Origin of the sequence: Desulfococcus sp., from assembly GCF_041737845.1 — a bacterium.
Lineage (GTDB): Bacteria > Desulfobacterota > Desulfobacteria > Desulfobacterales > Desulfococcaceae > Desulfococcus.
On sequence record NZ_JBGSQX010000012.1, the window covers coordinates 18706 to 42194 of the forward strand.

Below are 23489 nucleotides of genomic sequence, written 5' to 3' on the forward strand. Positions count from 1 at the left end.
CTTTTTTTTTGACCTGGGAGGGAATATCCGCTAAGGTCCTTCCGATTTTATGGGGATGCAGGATCCGCCATTCCGCCGGGGCGCATGCCGATGGCCGTTTTGTTGAGATCAAAATGGAGATGAGGTTTTGTCGACGCGAAAGCATGAATTCCTGGCCGGGGCGAGGGACACCTTTCCGCTGCTGCTGGGGGCGTTTCCCTTCGGGCTGATTTACGGCGCCCTGGCCGTGACCTCGGGCCTTTCGCCCGCCGCCGGAATGGCCATGGCCGCCCTGGTCTTCGCGGGATCGGCCCAGTTTATCGCCGTGGGCCTCGTGGCCGCAAGGGTTCCCATGGCGATCATCATCCTGACGACCTTCATCGTCAACCTCCGCCACATGCTTTACAGCGCCACCCTGCTCCCTCACCTGAAGGCACTGCCGCAGAGATGGCGGATCCCCCTGGCCTTCTGGCTCACCGACGAGACCTTCGCCGTCACCGTCCGCCGGTTTCAGCGGGAAGATGGCTCGGTCTGCAAGCACTGGTACCAGCTGGGATCGTCCATCGCCATGTACCTCAATTGGCAGTTCTGGTGCGGCCTCGGGCTGGTGCTGGGGGACCGGATCCCCGACGCATCGAGCTGGGGCCTGGACGTGGCCATGCCCGTCACCTTCATCGGGATGATCATCCCCTTCGTCAGAACCACTCCCATGGCGGTCTGCGTCCTCGCCGCGGGGGCGTCCTCTTTGCTGACCCTGGGGCTGCCCTACAAGCTGGGGATCATCGTCTCGGCATTCGCGGGGATATTTTCAGGGATGGTCACGGCGCGGATCGCCGAAAAAACGGGAAAGAGGCTTCCGGCATGACCAAAAATGAATGGCTGCTGATTCTGGGAATGATGGGGGTGACCTTCGGGGTTCGGTATTTTCTCTTTGCCCTGGCCGACCGGATCCGGGTGCCCGCCCTGATGGAATCCTCCCTGCGGTACATCCCGCCCGCCGTCCTGACGGCCATCACCCTGCCCGCGGTCCTGCTCCCCCGGGGGGAATGGCACGTCTCCCCCACCAACCCCTATCTGGTCGCCGCTATCGCCGCCACGGCCGTCGGTGCGTTTACGAAGAACCTCCTGGCGACCATTGCCGTCGGGCTCGCGGCCTTTTTCGGCTGGCGGCTGCTGCTCGCGTCGCTCCTATGATCCATTCCGGGGAAGGGTCGCATCTGGTTCAGCCGTTGATCTTCTTCAGCAGCCAGGCCATGTTTCGGCCCAGGGTCCGCATCGTCTGCATGCCCTCTTCGTCCTTCTCCACCTCTCCCTTGTCGCGGCCGATGCCCATGTTCCAGTAGCTGGAGCCGGGGATGATCATCTGGCCGATGGTGAAGAAATGGTTGATGGCGTCGAAGGTGTACACGGACCCGGCGCGGCGCACCGCCACCACCGCGGCCCCCGCCTTGCGCCGGTACATCTCCCCGTTGGCCTTGGCCACCAGGCCGGCCCGATCGATGAGGGCCTTGAGATCGGCGCTCATGTTGGCGAAATAGGTGGGAGACCCCAGGATCATGCCGTCGGCGACGATCATCTTTTCGATGCAGTCGTTCATCATGTCTTTCGTGACGGCGCATCGCCGGTCCTTGTTTTCAAAGCACTTGTAGCAGGCGATGCACCCCCGGAGCTTCTTGCCGCCGATGTGCACCAGCTCGGTTTCAATCCCTTCCTTTTCGAGTTCGCCCAGCACCGCGGTGATCAGATGGAAGGTGTTTCCATCCTTACGGGGGCTGCCGTTGAACGCGACGACTTTCATGGTGGATTTTCTCCTCTGACGATTATGGGGTTGCTTCCGTTTCTCCGGCGGGGGGGATATGCACGCGATCCGTCATCTGCATCCGGAGGACCACAGCAGGGATACAACGCCGCAATCGGCGCCTCTGCCGAAAAAATCAAGAGCGGCCCGAAAGCCGCCCTCAATCACATTCCTTAATGATACCGGCGACTCATGTCCTTTTGGCGCCGTCTCAGTACGTTGGACGCAGCCAGACGGAGTGGATGGCATCCACATTGTCCTTGACGGCCAGGAGCGAGGTCGCCAGACGGAAATACATCATGGTGATCCCGAGATTCTGGGCCAGCACCTGGAGGTACTCCAGGTCGTGCTCCGAAACCTCCCAGGCGGCCTTATCATAAAGCCTGAGGGCACCGATGATCACCCCGTGGAGGGTGACCGGGAGCGAGACGATGGCCTGAATGCCTTCCGCCTTGGCATTTTCAGGATACTGCAGCCGGTCGCTCTTGGAGACATCGCTGATGACGACGGGCTCGCGGTTGGAGGCCAGTTTGAGGCTCTTGTCCACCAGGACCGGCCCCTTGCGGACATAATCCATGCTCAGACCGGAGGTGGCCAGCACCTCCAGAGACTCGAATTCAGGATTGACCATGAAGATGGTGGCCCCCTTGATGCCCAGGGCGCCGACCAGCAGCTGGGTCAGCCGGCCGGACATCGTCTCCAGTTGGGTTGATCCGGTAATGGCATCAAAGAGAAGCTTGAGAACGCCTACGTCGATTCTGTTCTTGTCAGTCATGAATCCCTCCTCTTCCGTTGCGGCAACCGCCCCGGAGGCGGCTGCAAGACTGTAGGGTTTGATCTCACGCGGTCCCCTGCGGGACGGATCGCCTCCGGAGAGGCATCAGGTAACGATGAGCACCGACGCGTTCTTGACGCCCCTCACGACCTTCTCGAACACGTTCCCCGTAAAAAACCGGGAGATCGATCCGGATGTGCGGTTGAGGACGATCACGTTGAATCCTTCTGTCTGGACAAGATCGACGATATCCTGTGAGATGTCTTTTTTGATGGGCTTGAAGAGATAGGATACCCGATTCCTGGCGAACCCTTTTTCGAACAGGCTGTCGCGGACCGCCTTGATCTTGTCTTCCTGCTCGCTGATCTTCTGCCTCAGATAGGTCAGGTTCTGCCGCATCTTTTCCATGATCGGGTTGTTGCGGGTTTCGATCTCCGGCGCCGATGTATACGCATTGAAGAGGGTCACCTCAGCGTCCTCCTGCGGAGCAAACATGCGTATGACGAAGTCCACGGCCTTCTGATCGTTTTCGGTGAAATTGTAAGGCAGCAATACTCTCTGTTTGGTCATCTCGCCCTCCTTTCTCCATATCCTGCTGGGTGTTGCGGTTATGGTTCATTTCACTCATGACATCATCTATCGTCATCCCCTGAGACGCGGCTCAAACGGGAAATGCGGTCGACGGACGAGGCGGCGGATTCAGTATTTCTGTCACAGATCGAGGCAGCCGGGCGATCGCGAGGCGCTCCGGGACGGTCCGGGACGGTCCGGGACGTGAGGCCTGCGGGATGCGCCGTTGTTGTTCATATACTGTTAACATAACCGTTTCTCTGAAAAAAAGCAATATGTGATTTCTCTTTAATCCCCCCCGGACCCCGGAGGGGATCATCGGCCGGTCGACACCCGGCCGTCGACTTCACCCCGCGGTTGACACCCGCTATCCCCTTTCTTAGAATATGAATCAAAAATGCTGGTGATCGGGACGAACGATCGCCCACAATTTGCATATTCAATGGAGGTTTGACATGGATGACACCAGAGGCGTGGATGATCGACAGGCGGCGATGAGCGAGGCGCAATTCATGGCCCAGTTGCGGGCGGCGTTTTCGCAGATGCCCAACGACATCCCTATCTACATGTTCGTCAACCGGGAAAAAGATGATATCTTTGCCCAGACCAACCGCCAGATCGTTAAGATTTTTCGGGAACTTACCAAGAAGATCACCTTCCGGGAATACCCGCTCGACCACGACCTCGCCAGAAAGTGGAACGTGATCCACTCCCCCACCCTGCTGATCGCGCCGGAGCGATATGCCATCCGGTGGCTGGGCGCGCCCATGGGAGAGGAGGGGCGGATCTTTCTGGAAACCATGATGATGGTCGGGATGGGCCAAAGCCACCTGAATGACGAATCGAAAAAAATCCTCAAAAAGATCGACTCGCCCCGGGCCGTCAAGGTCTTCGTGAGCCCGACCTGCCCCTACTGCCCCCAGCAGGCGCTGAACGGAGTCCAGGCGGCCGTCGAGCGCCCTGACGTCATCTCTCTCGAGATCGTGGATATCCAGGCCAACCCGAGGCTTGCGGACCAGTATTCGGCCCACAGCGTTCCCCAGACCTTCGCCAACGAGGTCCTCATCGGCATGGGCGCCCAGTCCCAGGAGCTCTTCTGCGCCTCCCTGAAGAAGCTCGAGGCCCAGACGGTGTTCATCCCCGAAGTGGATGCGGGCCTGGTCGAGAATGACGTGGTGATCGTGGGCGGCGGTCCCGCGGGCCTCACGGCGGGCATTTACACTGTCCGCAGCGGCCTTGCGACCGCCATCATCGAGCGGGACGCCCTGGGCGGCCAGGTGGCCACAACCCCCATCGTCGAGAACTACACCGGCTTCTCCCAGGTCGGCGGGAAAAGCCTGGTGGACATCATGGTCAGCCACGCCCTTCAATACGTTCAGATCTTCCAGGGCGAGGAGGTGCTGGACATCACGCCGGGCACCCCCATGGTCGTGCAGACCAGCCGGAGGAAGTTTCACACGCGGGCCGTGCTCCTGGCCACCGGCGCCACCCACAAGCACCTGGACGTTCCGGGCGAGTCGCGCCTGGCGGGCAAGGGGGTGAGCTACTGCAGCACCTGCGACGGACCTCTTTTCGTCGGCAAGAAGGTCATCATGGTGGGAGGCGGCAACAGCGCCGTAACCGAGGCCCTTCACCTCCACCACATGGGCATCGACGTCACCCTCGTCCACCGGCGGGACGTCCTGAGGGCGCAGGACGTGCTGGTGGGTCACCTCAAGGAGGCGGGGATCCCCATTCTGTGGAATATCGAAGTCAAGGAGATCCAGGGGGATAAATCGGTGGAGCGGGTGGTGCTCTACAACAACCGGACCGGCGAAACCTCGGCCCTGGACGTCAAGGGCGTCTTTCTGGCCATCGGATACGAGCCCGCCGTGGGGCTGGCGCAAAAAATCGGCGTAGAACTGACCGGGGAGGGGTATATCCGGCATGACCGTCACCGGACCCACGTCCCCGGCGTCTATTCCGCAGGCGACGTGGAAGGCGGCTACAAGCAGATCGTCACCGCGTCCGGCCAGGGCGCCGAATCGGCCATGGCCATCTTCGAAGACCTCATCAACCCCTACTGGCAGACCCGGAAAGGGGCCTGAAAAAAACCGGAAAGGAGAACGGACGGGACCATTCATGAGCATCCGAATCGCCTACAAAACCCTCCGGAAGGAGGTGCCGGGTCATGTCACGATCCTCTTGGCCTGCAAAACAAGGACCCCTGACGAAATCCGGGAGGCCGTCGCAGCCGGCGCCACGGATCTGGGCCAGAACTACGTCCAGGAGGCCGAGAGCCTGATGGAAGCCCTGGGCGGCCGGGCGGGAGCCGTGAGGTGGCACATGATCGGCCCCCTGCAGAAAAACAAGATCAACAAGGCCCTGCGGCTCTTCGACGTGGTCCAAACCGTCCATTCCATGAAACAGGCCCGGGAAATTCAGCAGCGTGCCGAGGCCATCGGAAAACATCTGTCGGTTTACATCGAGGTCAACATCGGGGAGGAATCCGCAAAATCCGGCGCGCCGCCCGAACAGGAGGCCGTTTTACAGCTTGCGCGGGGGATCTCGACCCTCGCGAACCTCCGCCTGGAGGGGCTCATGACCATGGGCCCCTTCCTCGACGACCCCGAGGCCATCCGCCCCTACTTCCGGAAGACCCGCGAAATCTTCGACCACATCCGGTCCCTGAACGAGCCCGGAATCGATCTCACGGTGCTTTCCATGGGCATGTCCGACTCCTACCGGGTCGCCATCGAGGAGGGCAGCACCATGATCCGCCCGGGGACCATCGTCTTCGGCCCGAGGCCGGCCTGACGGGGCGCCCCTGTATCGCCCCGGATGAACCGGCAGTGCAGCCCCTTGTGTCTCGACGAGGCGGCCTGGCTTAGAAGCCGAACGATTGCGTCATAGCGTCGATGAAGCAGCCGCCGCCCCCGCCACCGTCTTCGGTGCCGCCGGCATCTCCGTCCGCATCGTCCGAGTCCGGGTCCGCCAGAAGGGCCTTTTCGGCGTTGAGCCGGCCCCCGGAAGCCACTTTGTTCGTCAGGGTTTCATGGGGGTCCGCGGACGCGATGAGGATCTGCTTCACCTCCAGGTGGGTCAGCTCCGGCCGGTGGGACCACACCAGCCCCGCTACGCCCGATGCAACGGGCACGGCCATGGAGGTGCCGCTCTTGAAACCGTATTCGTCGCCGGTAAATTCCCAGCGGATCCCCGTGAGTCGGATGTCGTCCAGATAGGCCCCGTCGAAATTGACGGCATCGTCGCTGGTCAGGCGAAACCGCAGGTAGAATTCCGGGCCGATCTCGTCCTCGCTTCCCCAGGCATTGAGCGATTGGATCCCCCCCGAAAAACCCGTGAGCACCCGGGTGACCGGGAAATCGACGGAAAAATTCTCGCCGTCCGTCGCCCCCTCCACATACAGGAAATCGCGGTCGGCCTCCAGAAGGTACCGGGTACGGAACTGGATATGGAGGCCCCGGTAGTTGGAGGCGTCGATGGGAACGCGGGTCTGGATATAGGACGCCTCGTTTTCGTGATAATCGGCGACCGAGTCCTGGATGACGCTGGAGCCGAAATCGTCCCTGAAGGCGATGGACCATCCCTCGAACGCATACCCCGTCTCCCACGCGGCCGCGCCTGCCTCGAAGTCCTCGGAAAACAGCACATCCCGCCCGGGGGGCGTGGTGCTGTATATGTTGGAAAAAAAATTGCCGCCGGGAGCGGCCAAATCGACGGAGGCCGGCCCGAAGTTGGAATAGGCGGCCAGCCCGCCGTCCTCGTCGACGGCCGTGACGGAGACGATGTTGGGAAGGTCGTATCCGGCGGGGTAGACGGGGAGAAGGTCGTTGCTGCGGTTCTCGTTACCGGCGGCGGCCATGACCAGCACGCCGTTTTGATCGGCAAAACTGAAGATGTCGAACAGCGCCGCGCTCCTCCCGTAGCCGCCGAAACTGCAGTTGATGATCCGGGCGCCGTTTTCGACCGCATACTCCACGGCGGCCAGGATGAGGGTGTTCTGGATGCCCTCAAAGGCGTTGACCTGAAACAGGTCGAACACCTGAAGCGCCATGATCTGCGCCCGCCACATCACCCCCGTCGTGCCGATGCCGTTGTCGCCCGCGGCCGCGATGACTCCGGCCACGTGGGTGCCGTGGCCGTCGCCGTAAAGGTCCCTGGAATAGTCCGACGGGTTGCCGTCGCCGTTGACGAAATCCCACCCGTGGACATCATCCGCGTAGCCGTTGCCGTCATCGTCCAGCCCGTTGTCCGGGATTTCCCCCCCGTTGGTCCAGACGTTTTGGATCAGGTCGGGATGCTCAAAGGCCACGCCGGAATCGATGACCGCGATGACCATCCCGGGGTCGCCGGTTTCCGTGTCCCAGGCCGCCACGGCGGAAATGTCGGCCCCGGGGGTGCCGGCGGAGCCGTTGACCCACTGGCCCGTATTGTGAAGGTGCCAGAGCAGGCCGAAATCCGGGTCGCCGGGCATGGCCTGGGGGGTGTAGACATAATTGGGCTCGGCGTATTCGATCTCGGGGAGCGCTCCCAGCCGGCGCAGTGCCGCCTCGGTATCGGCGCCCTCGGGCAGCCGCCAGTGCTCCACCCCGATGCGCTTGAATTCCCGCTCGACCCTGACCCCCAGGAGGACCCGAATCGCCTGTCTGTCTGAATCCGGGACCTCCGGTCTGAATTTTACGAGGATCTCTCCCCCCCGATAGGGCGCCTTTTCCGCAGGGTCATCCCCGGCGGCCCCCGTCCCGGGGATGACCGTAACCCAGACGATCAGTAAAAAAAATCGCAGCAGCTTTTCCATACGATCCTCCCCGGTGCTTCAGATCCGGCCTTCCGATGCCCGGACGGCGTCCTTTCCCCCGCCCTTCACGTCAAACATCGCCTGATCCGCCAGCGCCAAAAGGCCGTTGACGTCGCCTGCGTCCTCCGGAAAGGCGGCGATGCCAAAGCTTGCCCGGATGCGGACGTCATGGCCGTGACCGGCGAGATACGACGTCTCCCGGATCCGGGTCCGGATCTCGCCGGCCTTCTGCAGGGCCATCTGCTTGTCGAAGCCGGGCAGGACCACCACGAACTCATCCCCGCCGTAGGCCACCCCGTAGGCCGGCTCGGCAAGGGTTTCCTGGATGGTCCTGGCCATCTCCTGAAGGGTCTGGCTGCCTTTCAGATGCCCATAGGTATCCACGACCGTCTTGAAATCATCCACATCCATGAAGATAAGAGAGAATGGCTTGGACTGGGCGCCGCAGGTATCCACCAGTTTCTGGAGTGCCTGATAGAGATACCGGGTGTTGTAAAGACCGGTCAGGTTGTCGTGGATGGCCTGATACCGAAATTTTTCACGGCTTCGCCTGAGCTCCTCCTCGGCCAGCTTCCGGGCGGTATGATCGATCGCGATGCCCTCGATAAAAGACTCGCCGGCTTCGTCCGTCGCAAGGCGCGAGTTGAGCATGATCCAGGCCGGCGAACCGTCCCGCCGGCGGATCTTGAGCTCATAGTTGGCGACAAAACCGTTTGCCTTGAGTCTCTCGATCATCACCGCCCGATCTTCGGGCTGAAAACAGAGGGCTTTGGCCGCCTCATCAATGGCGATCACCTCTTCCGGCGAATCATATCCCAGAATGCGCGTGTAGGCCGGATTGATGTCCGTAATCCGGCCGTCCAGCGTGCTTCGAAACATTCCCTGGACGGCGTTCAGGACCATGTTGCGATACCGATCTTCGCTCTTTTTGCGTTGGGCGATCTCCTCGTTCAGCTGCCTGTTGATGGAAAGCAGCCGCTGCCGGGACCGGTGGAGCTCCAGCTGCGTCTTGACCCGCGCAAGCAGCTCGGCGTCCTTGACCGGCTTGGTCACGTAATCCACCGCACCGGTTTCGAACCCCTTGACCAGGCTTTCCGTATCGGTCTTGGCGGTCAGAAACAGTACGGGGATATCAGCGGTTCCGGGATCGCCATGCAGCCTTCGGCACACCTCGAAGCCGTCCATCTCCGGCATCATGATGTCCAGCAGAATCAGGTCAAACGGATTGGTCCGGACCAGTTCGACCGCCGTGGCGCCGCTCTGGGCGAAGGCCATGCTGTACCCCTCGTTCTGGAGAATATTGGCCACGACCTGGATATTCTTGGGGACGTCGTCCACAATCAATATCTTGAATTTTTCATTCGCGCGTTCAGACATCTCCCGACTCCTCGGCATTTCTCCTGTAGAGAGTTTTGATCACCTGGATAAGATTGGGATAGGTATCCATGGTAGCGTTGATCTTCTCGATATCGAAACTGCTGACCTGGAGATCCAGGGTTTTTCCAAACTGGCGGAGGAGATCAAGTTGATAGGTCTCTCCGGCCTTCTGAATCTCCTTGGCAAAGGTCCCGATGTCTTCAAAAAATCCGTTGCTTCTCGCTTTTTCCCAGAGTTTCCGGTACTCCCCCTCGAGCGCTTCAATCAGATGGGGCAGCCCGGCAAGAACCGCTGCTGAAATCGTTTCATCGACATGGATCTCCGATTTTTCCATCGCATCCTCTCGTGACGGATCTTCCGATGCGCCGGATGTATCGACCTGAATGAAATGGGAGAGCCGGCGAACAAGGTCTTCCCGCTTGAACGGCTTGATCAGCAGGCCGTCAAAGCCGCATTTCCGGATCTTCTCCTGCTCCGACCGCATGCTTGACGCCGTCAGGGCGATGATGGGGATGTTCCGTGAGATCTCGTCCCGCCGGATCATCTGTGTGGCGTCGCAGCCGTCCATCACCGGCATCCGGATATCCATGAGAATGATATCGGGCTTTTCCTTTTTGGCCAGGGAAACCGCCTCCGCGCCGTTGCTGGCTTCCAGGCAGCGGATCGGCGTATCCTGAAGATAGGCCTTCACCAGGTTCCGGTTGGCCTTGATATCGTCCACCACCAGCACCGTCGAGGGTTCGAAAATGATGTCGCTCCGCCGCGGGGGGCTGTACGTTTTTGGTTCCACCGGCCGGGCTTCAAAGGCGACCCCGTGAAAGATGACCTCGAAGGTGCTTCCCTTCCCGACCTCCGACGTCACCGTGATGCGACCGCCCATCATCTCCACCAGGCGTTTGGTGATCGTCAGCCCCAGCCCGGTGCCGCCGTATTGCTTCGTGCTCTGACCGTCCTGCTGCTTGAAGGCATCGAAAATCGTCTCCCGCGATTCCGGAGGGATGCCGATTCCCGTATCCTCGACAGCCATGAGAATATCCAGTTTTTCGTCGTTCTCCGGACGTACCCTCCTTTTCGCAAACAGCCGGATATGGCCCGAAACGGTGAATTTGACGGCGTTGCCCATCAGGTTGAACAGAATCTGCCTAAGGCGCACCTCGTCCAATAGGAGATTGTCCGGAACCTCCGGCCCGATTTCGGTGATAAACTTGATGCCTTTGTCCTTGATTTTCAGGGAGAAGATGTCTTTGATCTCGTCGAAAACGGTCGCGATGTTCACCGGTTCGTATTGGAGATCCATCTTTTTTGCCTCGATCTTGGACAGGTCGAGGATGTCGTTGATGAGGGTGAGAAGGCTCTTGCCGGAAGATTTTATGGCATCAAGGTAGCTCTTCTGCTTGTCGTCGTTGATCATGGAATAGAGGAGGTCGGTGAATCCCAGGACCGCATTCATGGGCGTGCGGATCTCATGGGACATATTGGCCAGAAACTCGCTCTTGGCCCGGTTGGCGGTCTCCGCGGCCTCCTTGGCCTTCTTGAAGGCCGTCACGGACTCCCGCAGTGCCTGGGTCCGCTTTACGACAAGCTCTTCCAGGTGCTCCCGATGCTCTTTCAGTTCACCCTGCTGAGACTGAATCTCGGTCAGCATCTCGTTGAAGCCGTCGATGAGGACCCCGATCTCGTCATCCCGCTGAAATTTTTCAGCCCGGACCGAATAGTCCTTGTTCTGGGAAATCAATCGCGCCGTCCGGGCCAGGTTCAGGATCGGAACGGAGATGATCCCCTGAAGAAGCGAGGAGAGCATGAGGGCCACCAGAAAGGCCACCAGAATGATGAAGCAGACGATGGCGATGTAGCGAGCCAGTTGCCCTCTGATTTCATTCAGGCCGTGCTGAATGAAAACCGTTCCGATGACCTCCGATTCGATGACGATCTCCTGAAACAGGAACAGATAGTCCCCTTCGAAATAGTGACTGCTTTCCCGGATCTTGGGCGGGGTGATGCGCCCGCCCCCTTCCGGGGCCGCATAAGATGCAAAGACCGTTCCGTCCGTCCGGTAGATGCATGCGTAGACAATCCCGTTGTTGGCCCGGAAAGCCGACAGATGCCGCTCGGCGGTAAACCGGTCGTCGAAGACCAGCGCGCCTTCGCTGTTGATGCCCACCACCTTCGCCAGGGTGGAGAGGTCCTTGATCAGACTCTCACGAAGCGAGATGATGCTGATGGTGACGAAAGCGACCGACGCCAGAAGAAGGGTGATGCCGCTGGTGCAGAGGATGATCAGAATCAGCTTCTGCTTGATGGAGGTCTTGAATGCGCGCATCAGGTCATTCCTCGCCCTTTTTGACAATGTCCGCGGACATCAGGAGCTGAGAGCTGAACTTGAGGCCCGCCGATTCGGCGGCATCCAGATTGACCTCGAACCGGAGCTGGTTTCGGGTCACAAAAAAATTGATGACCCCCCCCATGCGGGTAAAGTTCTTGATTTCTCCGATGCTGAGAATTTTTCGCCCCTTCAGGGATTCCAGCATCGGCTGGACGAATTTCTCGTCATCCGATGCAATGAACAGAATCTGGCAGGTTTCAACATCCTCGCTGGTGACAGATCGATTCACATCGATTTTCCTGCCTTTCACCTCCTTGTCCTGGAGGGACAGCAGGATGTCGGCGGCGGGGTTCGCCGAAGCAATGCAGAAATTGATGGGGCTTTCGGGCGTCGGGAACGTCTCGGGCGGCCATTGGGTAAACCGGATGAAATGATAGATGAAGCCCATCTTCACCCTGTATTCCGCGCCGGAAATCGGCTCCCCCGAGGCGGGGGCCGGAATCAGGAGCGACACGCATAACAGAATCCCCCAGATGCCTCCGGAGATTCGTCGCTGCAATGTCCCTATCAAGCGAGCCCCCTTAGAAACACCAGTCCGCCTTGACATAGACGCTTCGCTCCACTTCGATGGACGAGAACTCGGCATGCCGCGCTTCCAGAAGATTCTGCCCCACGACGGACAGCTCCCACCGCTCGGCGGGCCGATAGGCCAGCCTGGCATCGAGGGAGGCATAGTCATCCACGTCGTTTTCACTCAGGCGGTCCACATATCGAAACCACAGGTCCAGTTCCAGCCGCCGGGTCAGGTTCAGCGCGGAACGCAGCGATACCTGGTTGCGGGGGTTGCTCGCCGAAACGAGAAAGGCTTCTACCCCTCCCGCATCCAGCAGGTCCTGGCTCAAATTCGTCTTGAGAAAGGTATAGGATCCCTGAAGGAGCCAACTGGGGGTCGCCTGCCAGTACGCCGCCATTTCGACGCCATAGGATTCCCCCCCCAGGGTGTTGTCGTAGTGAAGCGGAACAATGAGCCTGGGGATGGGATCGGTTTCGATCCGGGCGTCCTCGTTGTACCGGAAGGCGATGAGGTCTTTGTAGTCGTTGTAGAATCCCGTGGTATCGAACCACAGGGCCGTCGTGGGCTGGAACCGGTAGCCGATCTCATAGGCGATCACGGTTTCCGCCTCCAGTTCGTCGTTTCCCATGCCCACGAGCACCGCCCCCTTGTCCGCCTCCGCCGCCGCACCGGAAAACAGGATCTCCTCGATCCTGCCGTCGTACTCGACCCGGGACGGCACCCGCGCCGCCCGCGAGACGGCGCTCCAGAAAGAATGACGGTCTTTGGGGGTCCACAGCAGGCGGACGCTCGGCTGAATCTCCCAACCGGTATAATCGTTGTGTTCGAATTTTGCGCCCAGGGTGAGGTTGAGGCGGTCGACGATCCGGATCTTGTCCTGGACAAACGCGCTGTAATAGTGGAGGGTCTGGGCGTCGGGATCAAGGACGAAGTCGTCGGAGTTCTGGAAACGGTCGGTGATCAGCCGGTAATTGAGCCCCCAGATAAACTCGTTGCGATCCAGGAAAGAAAACCGGTGCTGGAAATCGAGATCGTACGTGCTCACATCAACGTTGGCGAAGTCGATATCCTTGTCGTAATAATCGTAATAGAATTGGAGGGCGCTGTCGGACTTCTCCGAGAAAGCGCGGGTCCATCGTCCCAGCACGTGCCCGCCCTTGGCCCGGGAGATGTCCTGGGTCTCCCGCACAAAGGGCGGCTCTTGGACAGCCACTGGAATTTCATCCTCATAGCGGTTCTGGAAGATTTCGCCCTCCAGAAAGAGGGTATCCCTTCCGGCGCCGGGCGTCCATTCGAGTTTGGCGCCGCCGCGGCCCGACTGCCAGTCTTTTTTGGCGGAATCGCCCAGGAAGTCCGTGTCCTCCTGGAACAGCCCGCCCCGGTTGAAGTATTTTGCATAAATCCGGTAATGGCCTTCATCCCCCATGGCGTCGCCGTACCTTGCCGTGCCGACGCCCTCCTCCGTGCCGACCAATGCCGTCACCTGGGGACCCCGGGTGTCCGCCGCTTTCTTGGTGATGATATTGATCACGCCGTTGACGGCGTTGACGCCCCACAGGGCGGCGCCGGGCCCCCGGATGACCTCGATCCGGTCGATATCCTCCAGCACCGTGTCCTGGATGTCCCAGAAGACGCCCGACGCCACATGGGAATAAATGCTCCGCCCGTCCATCAGGACGAGCAGCTTGTTGGCGAAGAGCTGATTGAGATCCCTCATATTGACGGCCCACTCCGTGGCGGATATGCGGGCCACCTCGACCCCCGGCGCCATGCGCAGGGCCTCCGGGATGCTCGTGGCGCCGGAGCGCCGGATGTCGTCCCGGGTGATGACGAAGACGGCCGAGGGCACCTCGGAAAGATTTTCGGGCATCTTGGAGGCGGAGGTGATCTTGACGCTTTTCAACTCCTCCAGACTGAACTCGGTGAAGTCGATGTCGGCATCGTTCGGTTTTTCAGGAGGACCCGCCCATGCCCCTCCCGGACGGCCGTTCATACTGAGAAAGGCCAGAACGAACCCGACAACAAGCCAAGCGGCCATGTATCGGCGCCGATAAGCTCCGAGCGCCCGGATGTGGAACATATTCCCCTCGCACAAGAAAAGCAGTTCTGGTTTATAGTCGAAATATATTATATCTTTCCAATGAGAATGCAAACACTAAACGGTGTTATTAATTTTTCTCCCAAAAAATTTGATTTACCCGTTCAAGCCGCGCCACGGGCGGTTTCGTTGGAAGTCCGGGGACAATAAACTAGAATCCTTACAGAAACGACAGGAATGCCCAACAGGGCTCAGCGGCGCAGCCCCGTCTTTACTCCGGAACCGTCAACCTCAAGGAGGACCAGATGCCCCATCTACTGTATCCGAATCTGCTTTCCCCCCTGGACCTGGGATTCACCACCCTGAAAAACCGGGTCCTCATGGGATCCATGCACACCGGCCTCGAGGAGACGCCGGACGGCTTCCGGCGCATGGCGGTCTACTATGCAGAACGGGCCAAAGGCGGCGCCGCCCTCATCGTCACCGGCGGCGTCTCCCCCAACGCGGTCGGCAGAACATCCGGAGGGGCCGCCAAACTGGATACCGACGCAGAAATGCGCCCGCACCGGGAGATTGCCAAGGCCGTGCACCATGCCGGCGGCAAAATCGCCCTTCAGATCCTTCACACCGGCCGGTATGCCTATCACAAGGATCTGGTCTCACCGTCCGCCATCCAGGCCCCCATCAACATGTTCACGCCCCGGGCACTGACTGACGGCGAGATCGAGGAACAGATCCGGGATTTTGTCCGATGCGCGACGCTGGCGCAGTCCGCGGGCTACGACGGCGTCGAGATCATGGGCTCCGAGGGATACCTGATCAACCAGTTCATCGTTCCGCGGACCAACCATCGCACCGACCGGTGGGGCGGAAGCTTCGAGAACCGGATCCGGTTCCCCGTGGAGATCGTCCGGCAGGTGCGGAAGGCCGTCGGCGCCGATTTCATCCTGATCTACCGACTCTCCATGATCGACCTGGTCGACGACGGGAGCTCCTGGGAGGAGGTGGTCGCCCTGGGCCGGGAAATCGAGCGCGCCGGCGCGACGCTGATCAACACGGGCATCGGCTGGCATGAGGCCAGAATCCCCACCATCGCCGCCATGGTCCCCCGGGGGGCCTTCACCTGGCTGACAGCCCGGCTCCGGACCGCTGTTTCGGTCCCGCTCATCACCAGCAACCGGATCAACACGCCGGAGACCGCCGAGGCTGTCCTGGCACGGGGCGACGCCGACATGATCTCCATGGCGCGTCCGTTCCTGGCCGACCCGGAATTTGTCAGGAAGGCACAGGAGATGCGGGCCGACGAGATCAACACCTGCATCGGGTGCAACCAGGCCTGCCTCGATCATATCTTTCAGGGCCGCATCTCCTCGTGCCTGGTCAACCCGAGGGCCTGTCATGAAACCGAGTTCGATGCCCCGGCCGCCCGCGATCCCAAAAAACTCGCCGTGGTCGGCGCCGGTCCGGCAGGATTGTCGTTCGCCGTCATCGCGGCCGGGCGGGGCCACGGGGTCACCCTCTTTGAAAAAGCCGACCGCATCGGCGGCCTGTTCAATGTCGCCCGGCGCATCCCCGGCAAGGCGGAATTCGGGGAGACCCTCCGGTATTTCAACAGGCGCCTGGAGACCGCGGGCGTGGCGGTTCACCTCAACACCGAAGCCGCACCCGGGCGGCTGATCGGGGAAGGATACGACGCGGTGGTCCTGGCCACGGGCGTCGTGCCCCGAAAAACAGCCATTCCCGGCGCCGATCACCCGAAGGTGTTGGGATATATGGAGGTCCTGAGCGGGAAGGTCCCGGTGGGCGACCGGGTGGCCATCATCGGCGCAGGGGGCATCGGGTTCGACGTCGCCGTGTATCTCACCCATGCGCCCACGGAGGTCTCCCATGCCGACGCGGCGGCATTCCTCCGGGAGTGGGGCGTTGATCCGGCCTATGCGTCGCGGGGCGGCCTCCTTGAAGCGCCCGAGGCCGCGGGAAAGACGCGGGAGGTGACCCTCCTTCAGCGGAAAACCGGCAAGATGGGCAAGGATCTGGGCAAGACCACGGGCTGGATTCATCGCGCCGCCCTGATCCGGAAAGGCGTCCGGATGCTGAACGGCGTGACGTACCGCAGGATCGACGACCGGGGCCTGCATGTTGTTGTCGGGGGAGAGGAGCGGCTGATCGCGGTGGATTCGATCGTCATCTGCGCCGGACAGGAATCCCTCCGGACGCTCCTGCCGGAGCTTGCATCGGCCGGCATGCCCGTCCACCTCATCGGCGGCGCGGACCAGGCCGTTGAAATCGACGCCAGGCGGGCTATTATGCAGGGCGCGCGCCTCGCCGCTGAAATTGAATTGAAGTGTCGGTAATTCCGTGGTATTATTTACTGAGTATTTTCCCTTTTCAGGTGGAAGCGGCGGCGGAAAGCAACGCGGACCGCATTCCAACCCGCGGGCTGTTCAGGAAAACCAGTCACCGATGACCAATGTAATCGAGAAAAGAAAAGCACAGTTGGGGCAGGCGCTGGACAGGGGGCTTATCGACCCGGACACCTTCAGGGCCGCCCTTGCGGCGCTTGAATGTTCGCCGCCCGCGGATAGCGTGACGGAAGACCCCCGTAAGGCCGGCTTCCTGGACGACGATGCCGGCCAGAAAGCGCTTCAGCAGCCCATCTACCTGGGCCAGGCTCCCGATGATCCCGCCGAAGCCCTGGCCATATACCGACGCGTGATCGCCGCCTCGGTGCAGCACATTCCGCTTCGGGGCGCGGACGTGGGCGCAGGGGATGCCGGCGCCCTCAGGCGCATCCACCTTTCCCAGATCTATGTGGACCTCGACATCCATGCCTCCGGTCAGGTGAAACCGCCGATGCGGAGGCTTTCCGGAGACCCTGCATGCGGCGCCCCGGATGAACTCGACATCTTTTTCGATGCCGAGGATCACCCGACCTCGGCACTGGAGGCGACCTCACAGGAGCGCCGCCTGGTCATTCTTGGAGATCCCGGGTCCGGAAAATCCACCTTCCTGAACCATCTCTGCCTCTGCCTGGCCGCGCATCCCAATCAACCGAACGGCGGATGGATGAAGCGGCTCCGCTGCTGGCCGGTGGACGAGGAGGATATCGTTCCCATTCCGGTCGCGCTTCGCGATTTTTCCAACTGGCTTCCCGACGCCCCCGGACCGCCCCGGGTGAGGCATCTGTGGTACTTCATCCTGAGCCGCCTCAAAGGCCAGAACCTGCTCTTTGCCGCCAAGGTCCTCGAAAACGCCCTGGAAAACGGCCGCGCCATCCTGCTGCTGGACGGCCTGGACGAGACCCCGTCGAAAACCAAGCGCGCCTTCGTCCGCGATGCCGTGGCCGTGTTTGCGTCCCGGTACTCCAAAAGCCGCATCGTGCTCACCTGCCGGATCCTGTCCTACCAGGACAGCCAGTGGCAGATTCCCGATTTTCCGGCGGTCCGGCTGGCGCCCCTGGATGACAAGAAGATCGACCTGTTCATCACCGCCTGGTATGACGACCTGGTCCGCATCGGCAACGTCTGCTCCGCGGCGGAGGGGGCGCGGCTGGCCGGAAGGCTCCAGGCCGCAGTCCGGAGGCCGGACCTGAGGCGGCTGGCCCCCAACCCCCTGCTGCTCACGGTGATGACCCTGGTCCACACCCATAAGGGGGAATTGCCCGAAGCCCGCGCCAAACTCTATGAAGAGGCGGTAGACATCCTCCTGTGGCGCTGGGAGCAGATCAAGACCGGAGAAGCGCAGGAGGCGTTTGACGTGAGGGCACTCCTGGCCGAGGCGGGCCGCAAGGAGATGGACCTGAAGCGGGTCCTGTGGCATCTGGCGTTTGAGGCTCAGCTCAAGATCAGCGGCGCCGGCGAGAGCGCCGCCACCGATATCGACGAGATCCTGCTTCAGAAAGCCCTTGCCGGCCTGCATCCGCAGAAAGACCTCCGCTGGACTGAACAGATGCTGCAGGCCATCAAGCACCGCACCGGACTCCTGATCGAACGGGCTCCGGAGGTGCTGGCCTTTCCCCATCGCAGCTTTCAGGAATACCTGGCGGGCTCCTTCCTCGCCGCCCAGCCGAAATTTGCCCAGATGGCCGCCAAGCTTTCTGAAAACGGCGATATATGGCGCCTGGTAACGCTTCTTGCCGTCGGGAAGCTCTTCCATGTCAACGGCCACATCGATACGCCCCTGGCCCTGGTGGGCGAACTCTGCGCCGTCGAGCGCGGACGCCATGGGCCGGACTGGCGCAAGATCTGGCTCGCGGGTGAAATCCTGCAGGAGATCGGCCCCAACAGCGCGTCGGACAGCGCCCTGGGGAAAGATTTGAGCGAGCGCGTCCGGGCACGGATCTCCCGCCTGATCCAGGGAAACCATTTGACGACACTGGAACGCGTCGCCGCCGGGAACACCCTGGCCGCCCTGGGAGACGCCCGCTTCAGGACAAATTTCTGGGGCCTCCCCAGAGACGAGGGCCGGGGCATCGAGAAGATCGGCTTCCTCAAGATCGAGGCCGGACCTTTCCAGATGGGAAGCGACCCGTCGCGGGACCCCGACACGCAGGATCGGGAGCAGCCGTTCCATTCCGTGGACCTGCCGACCTTTTTCATCGCGAGATATCCGGTCACCGTGAACCAGTACCGCCTCTTCATCGAAGACGCCGGCGCGCGGCCCTCCAAAACCTGGCATCTATACAATACCGTGGAGAATCACCCGGTGGTGCTGGTCACCTGGCACGACGCCGTCGCCTACTGCAGGTGGCTCACCGCCAGGCTGCGCCAGAATTTTTCGCTGATCCGGGACAAGGGGTGGCGCTTCCGCCTGCCTTCCGAGGCGGAATGGGAAAAAGCGGCCCGCGGCGCCGACGGCCGCATCTATCCCTGGGGAAACCGGCCCGACCCCGGACGCGCCAACTATTACGACACCAGGATCGGCGCCCCGAGCCCGGTGGGGTCGTTTCCCGCAGGCGCGAGCCCTTGCGGCTGCCTGGATATGGCCGGCAACGTATGGGAATGGACGCGAAGTTTGTGGGGCAGAGAGTGGGAAAAGCAGGAATTCGGATACCCCTACGACCCGGAAGACCCGTCCCGGGAAGACGAGACGGCGGACAACTGCGTCAAGCGCCTGCTCCGCGGCGGGTCCTATCTGTTCAATTCGGACATCGTCCGCTGCGCCTACCGCTACCGCGTCGATCCGAGCTACGCCAACTTCAACTGGGGGTTCCGGGTCGCATGCGTTCAATAATGACGGTTTCGGGGGGGAACGATGAAAATCAGCAGCGTTGAGGAAATGCGGAGGATGGACCGGCAGGCCATCGAGCACTACGGGATCCTCGAGGAGATGCTGATGGAGAACGCGGGGCTGGCCGCCTTCCGGGTGCTTTCGGAGACCGTGGGCGTTCCGGGCAGGCGGTTTCTCATCGTCTGCGGCATCGGCAACAACGGCGGAGACGGATTGGTCGTCGCCCGAAAGATCCATTCCGGCGGGGGCGAGGCCCGGGTGATCCTTCTTTCGGATCCCGCCGGCTACAAAGGCGCCGCGAGGACCAATTTCGAGATCGTCTCCCGGCTCGGGCTGAGTATTCGCGCCATCGACGACGCATCGGCCGCCGACGAGGATTTCCAGAGCTGCGACGCCGTTGTCGACGCCATCTTCGGCACGGGGCTGGCCCGGCCGGCGACGGGGCGCTTCCGGGAGGTCATCGAGCGGATCAATGACAGCGGAAAGCCCGTCCTGAGCCTGGACATCCCCTCGGGCGTGGCGGGGGATACGGGGCGGATCCTGGGCGCCGCCGTCCGGGCCGACGACACGGTGACCTTCGGCCTCCCCAAGATCGGCAACCTGCTCTACCCCGGCTGCGGCCGCGGCGGACGGCTGCATGTGACCCATATCTCTTTTCCGCCGGCACTTTACCGGTCCGAGGCGCTGACGGTCGCCCTGAACGAACCGCCGGCCCTGCCCCCCAGGGATCCGGCCGGCTACAAGGGCAGCTTCGGCAGCGTCCTCTTCATCGCCGGCGCCGCCGCCTATTTCGGCGCCCCCTATTTTTCGGCAGCATCCTTCCTCAAGGCGGGGGGCGGGTATGCCAGACTGGCCGCGCCCCGGTCCATCATCCCGGTAATCGCCCAGAGATGCAGCGAAATTGTCTTTCATCCCATGAAAGAAACCCCGGGCGGCAGCATCGCCATGGAAAACAAAACCGCCCTCGGGGAGATCGCCCGCGGGGCGGACATGGCGGTGATGGGGCCGGGGCTTTCCCTCGACGCCGAAACCCAAAAGCTCGTCCGCTCCCTTTCCGCCGACCTGGACGTCCCACTGATCCTGGACGGCGACGGCATCACCGCCTTCGCCGAAGCCCCCGACTGCGTGAGACAGCGCACCTCGCCCACCATCCTCACCCCCCACCTGGGCGAGATGGCAAGGCTCACCGGCCTCAGCATCCGGGAAATCGCCGGGGACCCGGTGGGAATCCTGAGGCAAACGGCCGCGGACCTCTCCGGCATCGTCATCCTCAAGGGCCCCCACTCCCTCATCGGGTTTCCCGACGGCCGGGTGCGGGTCAATATGAGCGGGAATGCGGGCATGGCGACGGCCGGCTCGGGGGATGTACTCACGGGAACCATCGCGGCCCTGTTCGGGCTGGGGATGCCCGTCGAGGATGCGGCGGCCGGCGGGGTATTTCTCCACGGCCTTGCGGGGGACCTGGCGGCGGAAAAAATGGGCCAGGACGGCATGACGGCCCAGGACATTCTCGATTTTCTGCCCCAGGCCCTTAAAACCGCACGCAGCCAGGCCCATGCGGCGCTGCCCTATGAGGGCCGTTACCGGATTCCGGTGGTCGACGCCTGAGGCGCCGGCCTCGAAACGCCCCGGAACGTCAACGGCATGGAGGCCGGTTGCCTACTCATCCCCGAAGGCAACCCCCGTGTCACGCGCCGCCCGAACAAGATCGTTCCCGGGATCGACAAAACGATTTTTTCCCGCGATCTCCGCAAATGGGATCATCTGGATCTCATTCTGTCGAAGGGCAACCATCTTGCCGAATTCGCCCTTAACAAATGCATGCACGGCAGCCGTTCCGAGACGGGTGCACAGGATGCGGTCATACCCACTCGGGATGCCTCCCCGCTGAATATGTCCCAGCACCGTGTGGCGGCATTCGGTCCGGATGCGCCCTTTCAATTCTTTGCAGAGCCACTCCGCAATGCCCCCGAGCCGGACGGGTTCTGCCGCCTCCGGGACGAACTCCCGTGTGATCCGCGTCCCATCGATGGGCGCCGCGCCCTCGGCCGCGCAGATAATGGTGGACCGGCTCCCCCGGGTACTGCGCTCCTCGATTTTCGCGACAACGGCCTCCAGGCTGAACGGGATTTCAGGGATGAGGATGACATCCGCGCCGGATGCCGCGCCGGCATGGAGGGCGATCCAGCCGGCATTGCGCCCCATGGTCTCGAGGATCATCACCCGGTGATGGCTGGTGGCGGTGGTTTGCAGCCGGTCGAGGGCGTCGGTGGCAATTTCGACCGCAGTATGAAACCCGAAGGTTTCATCGGTTCCCCAGATGTCATTGTCGATGGTTTTGGGGACACCGACCATCCTGAGCTTTTTCCGTTCCCAGAATTTATTGGCGATCGCCATGGTGCCGTCCCCGCCAATGATGATCAAACCGTCCAGGTCCAGCTTCTCGACATTGGCCATCACCGCTTCCGACCGGTCTTCTTCGACGATCTGTTCCCCAACGCGGACCTTGTAAGCAAAAGGATCCCCCCGGTTGGTTGACCCCAATATAGTGCCCCCCTGAAACAGAAGGCCCTTGGTTCTGTACCAGCTCAGGGGAATGATCGACGGGCCTTCGATCAGGCCGTCAAAGGAGTCGAGCACGCCGAGGCACTCGATGTCGTACCGCCCGACGGCGCATCTCACCACCGCACGGATCACGGCATTCAACCCCGGGCAGTCTCCCCCGCCCGTCAGGATGCCGATCCGTTTGATATCTGTCATAAGTTTTTTCTCCTTCGCGAAAGAGGATGTTCGAATTTTTCTCAAAATCATCATGCCGAACGTGAATCTAACCGGCGGAGGCCCTGTGCGCTTCTGTCGGCAATTGGAGATTCTTGTAAACCCGAAACAGAACCCATTCTTCGAGCACCTCTGGCAGTTCTTCCCGAAACGCTTCTAGTGTCTCTGCATTCGCGCAGACTCCAGGGCATTCGGGGATCTCTCCACAGTAGCTGCCGTCGTCTGGCAAGATCTCGTGCTTCGCTCGGCGAAGTGCAGCCTGTATGTATTCCAACAGCATCCTGAATCCTCCAATCGGTTGGATACATTGCCCAACGTTTTAATCGGTGGCGCGAGTTTACGAGCGTCCGCTGGAGCGACGTGTTAAGCGCTGGGTTGAGCGAGTCAAATGAAGTAGCGATCTGAGCGCCTCATTTACAGATGCTGAATCATGGAAAGCTTTCGCAACATCGGGTTCAAGAACGACAACGTTGGAACCATGCCTATCCGGTTGTCACCCACAATATGATCAAAGCCTCTGTTATTATAAACCATTTTTCAGAGATAGGTCTTCGATGATTTCGTGTGCTTCTAATCAAGTATTTACATAAGGTTATGTCACTTTTCATAAAGTATTTTGGGCATTAACCGGATAGGCATGGTTGGAACGTTGGAACCTTCTTCCATTAGTTTCTTATAATATTTCTTTCGAACTGCATTTGAGTAGTCGAAATTGTACTCCGAACGTAATTCATCCTGGTTTTTTTTTGTCTTTATCCTTCATGTCTTTTCCTCTCATGCGCGGTTGCAGGTCTTGCGCTTTATGTGATTGACCACGATAATTAATTGAAAAGCAGCAATTTTTCTGGACAGTATCTGAGGGAGAGGTAAGGAACCCCCTCCGATATCGTGGCAGATTGACAAGGGGGTTCCTGCCCGCACTTCTACAAAGAAAGGGCAGACAAATGTTACCGGAACTCCTGCAAAAAGCCAATCTTTTTTCCCTCCTGTACCGGATCGACCAGGATCTTGCCGAAAGCGTTAAGGCAAATAAATGCCGTTTTTGTCAATCACGATTGGACAGTGCCAACTACTTGCGCAAACCGCGGGGCGGTCCTGCCGATATCGATGAGGCTCATCTGGTTCGATTCAGCCTGTGCTGCAGCCGGGAAGGGTGCCGGCGCCGGACCTTGCCGCCCTCAGCCCGTTTCGATGGAAGACGGGTTTATTGGGGCTGTGTCATCCTTGTTGTGATGGCCCTCCGGCAGAAC

General features: G+C 60.9%; 17 protein-coding genes and 1 pseudogene. 8 read left to right on the plus strand and 10 right to left on the minus strand.

The window, feature by feature from the left end:
- The first annotated feature begins 127 nt into the window (after nucleotides 1–127).
- Both ACEW8N_RS01160 and ACEW8N_RS01165 read left to right on the plus strand, forming a co-directional pair.
- Nucleotides 128–844: an AzlC family ABC transporter permease gene (locus ACEW8N_RS01160; protein WP_373497953.1), complete on the plus strand. Its 717-nt coding sequence runs from the start codon at nucleotides 128–130 to the stop codon at nucleotides 842–844.
- Nucleotides 841–1173 carry an AzlD domain-containing protein gene (locus ACEW8N_RS01165; protein ID WP_373497954.1) on the plus strand — a complete coding sequence of 111 codons (333 nt, stop codon included), beginning with the start codon at nucleotides 841–843 and terminating at the stop codon, nucleotides 1171–1173. Before ACEW8N_RS01160 ends, ACEW8N_RS01165 begins: the two co-directional genes overlap by 4 nt.
- A gap of 28 nt (nucleotides 1174–1201) precedes the next feature.
- Here ACEW8N_RS01165 and ACEW8N_RS01170 read toward each other — a convergent pair whose 3' ends face one another.
- From ACEW8N_RS01170 to ACEW8N_RS01180, 3 genes are all read right to left on the minus strand, one after another.
- Entirely contained in the window at nucleotides 1202–1777 is a 576-nt protein-coding gene (locus ACEW8N_RS01170) for a flavodoxin family protein (protein WP_373497955.1), read from the minus strand.
- 211 nt (nucleotides 1778–1988) lie between these two features.
- Nucleotides 1989–2552, minus strand: a complete 564-nt coding sequence (locus ACEW8N_RS01175) for a GAF domain-containing protein (protein ID WP_373497956.1) — start codon at nucleotides 2550–2552, stop codon at nucleotides 1989–1991.
- A 105-nt stretch (nucleotides 2553–2657) separates the two neighbouring features.
- Complete coding sequence (locus ACEW8N_RS01180) at nucleotides 2658–3122, minus strand: universal stress protein (RefSeq protein ID WP_373497957.1); 465 nt, start codon at nucleotides 3120–3122, stop codon at nucleotides 2658–2660.
- Nucleotides 3123–3577: 455 nt separating this feature from the next.
- Between ACEW8N_RS01180 and ACEW8N_RS01185 the strand changes: the two genes are divergently transcribed.
- On the plus strand, nucleotides 3578–5209 hold the full coding sequence (locus tag ACEW8N_RS01185) for an FAD-dependent oxidoreductase (RefSeq protein ID WP_373497958.1): 1632 nt from the start codon (nucleotides 3578–3580) through the stop codon (nucleotides 5207–5209).
- Between the two features lie 34 nt (nucleotides 5210–5243).
- The gene (locus ACEW8N_RS01190; RefSeq protein ID WP_373497959.1) at nucleotides 5244–5918 is read left to right on the plus strand and encodes a YggS family pyridoxal phosphate-dependent enzyme; all 675 of its coding nucleotides are present in this window, start codon (nucleotides 5244–5246) and stop codon (nucleotides 5916–5918) included.
- A 70-nt stretch (nucleotides 5919–5988) separates the two neighbouring features.
- On the opposite strand, the gene ACEW8N_RS01195 is transcribed toward ACEW8N_RS01190, so the two are convergent.
- From ACEW8N_RS01195 to ACEW8N_RS01215, 5 genes are read right to left on the minus strand one after another with little or no spacing between them, the layout of a single operon-like run.
- Complete coding sequence (locus ACEW8N_RS01195) at nucleotides 5989–7920, minus strand: S8 family serine peptidase (RefSeq protein ID WP_373497960.1); 1932 nt, start codon at nucleotides 7918–7920, stop codon at nucleotides 5989–5991.
- Nucleotides 7921–7938: 18 nt separating this feature from the next.
- Nucleotides 7939–9297, minus strand: coding sequence for a diguanylate cyclase (locus ACEW8N_RS01200; RefSeq protein ID WP_373497961.1), 1359 nt, complete (start codon nucleotides 9295–9297; stop codon nucleotides 7939–7941).
- Nucleotides 9290–11617, minus strand: coding sequence for an ATP-binding protein (locus ACEW8N_RS01205; protein WP_373497962.1), 2328 nt, complete (start codon nucleotides 11615–11617; stop codon nucleotides 9290–9292). Before ACEW8N_RS01205 ends, ACEW8N_RS01200 begins: the two co-directional genes overlap by 8 nt.
- Before the next feature lie 4 nt (nucleotides 11618–11621).
- A complete protein-coding gene (locus ACEW8N_RS01210) occupies nucleotides 11622–12191 on the minus strand; it encodes a YfiR family protein (RefSeq protein WP_373497963.1) in 570 nt (189 codons plus the stop codon).
- A 10-nt stretch (nucleotides 12192–12201) separates the two neighbouring features.
- On the minus strand, nucleotides 12202–14232 hold the full coding sequence (locus ACEW8N_RS01215; protein WP_373497964.1) for a TonB-dependent receptor plug domain-containing protein: 2031 nt from the start codon (nucleotides 14230–14232) through the stop codon (nucleotides 12202–12204).
- 305 nt (nucleotides 14233–14537) lie between these two features.
- On the opposite strand from ACEW8N_RS01215, the gene ACEW8N_RS01220 reads away from it, so the two are divergent.
- From ACEW8N_RS01220 to ACEW8N_RS01230, 3 genes are all read left to right on the plus strand, one after another.
- Entirely contained in the window at nucleotides 14538–16586 is a 2049-nt protein-coding gene (locus tag ACEW8N_RS01220) for an FAD-dependent oxidoreductase (protein ID WP_373497965.1), read from the plus strand.
- A 109-nt stretch (nucleotides 16587–16695) separates the two neighbouring features.
- On the plus strand, nucleotides 16696–19464 hold the full coding sequence (locus ACEW8N_RS01225; protein ID WP_373497966.1) for an SUMF1/EgtB/PvdO family nonheme iron enzyme: 2769 nt from the start codon (nucleotides 16696–16698) through the stop codon (nucleotides 19462–19464).
- Between the two features lie 21 nt (nucleotides 19465–19485).
- Nucleotides 19486–21069 (plus strand): NAD(P)H-hydrate dehydratase, encoded by a 1584-nt coding sequence (locus ACEW8N_RS01230; RefSeq protein WP_373497967.1) that lies wholly within the window; start codon nucleotides 19486–19488, stop codon nucleotides 21067–21069.
- Nucleotides 21070–21120: 51 nt separating this feature from the next.
- Here the strand turns inward: ACEW8N_RS01230 and ACEW8N_RS01235 are convergent, their stop codons facing one another.
- Nucleotides 21121–22221: a 6-phosphofructokinase gene (locus ACEW8N_RS01235; RefSeq protein ID WP_373497968.1), complete on the minus strand. Its 1101-nt coding sequence runs from the start codon at nucleotides 22219–22221 to the stop codon at nucleotides 21121–21123.
- 67 nt (nucleotides 22222–22288) lie between these two features.
- Nucleotides 22289–22519, minus strand: a complete 231-nt coding sequence (locus ACEW8N_RS01240) for a type II toxin-antitoxin system HicB family antitoxin (protein ID WP_373497969.1) — start codon at nucleotides 22517–22519, stop codon at nucleotides 22289–22291.
- A gap of 664 nt (nucleotides 22520–23183) precedes the next feature.
- Here ACEW8N_RS01240 and ACEW8N_RS01245 point away from each other — a divergent pair.
- A pseudogene (locus ACEW8N_RS01245) lies at nucleotides 23184–23489 on the plus strand (hypothetical protein); the annotation flags it as partial.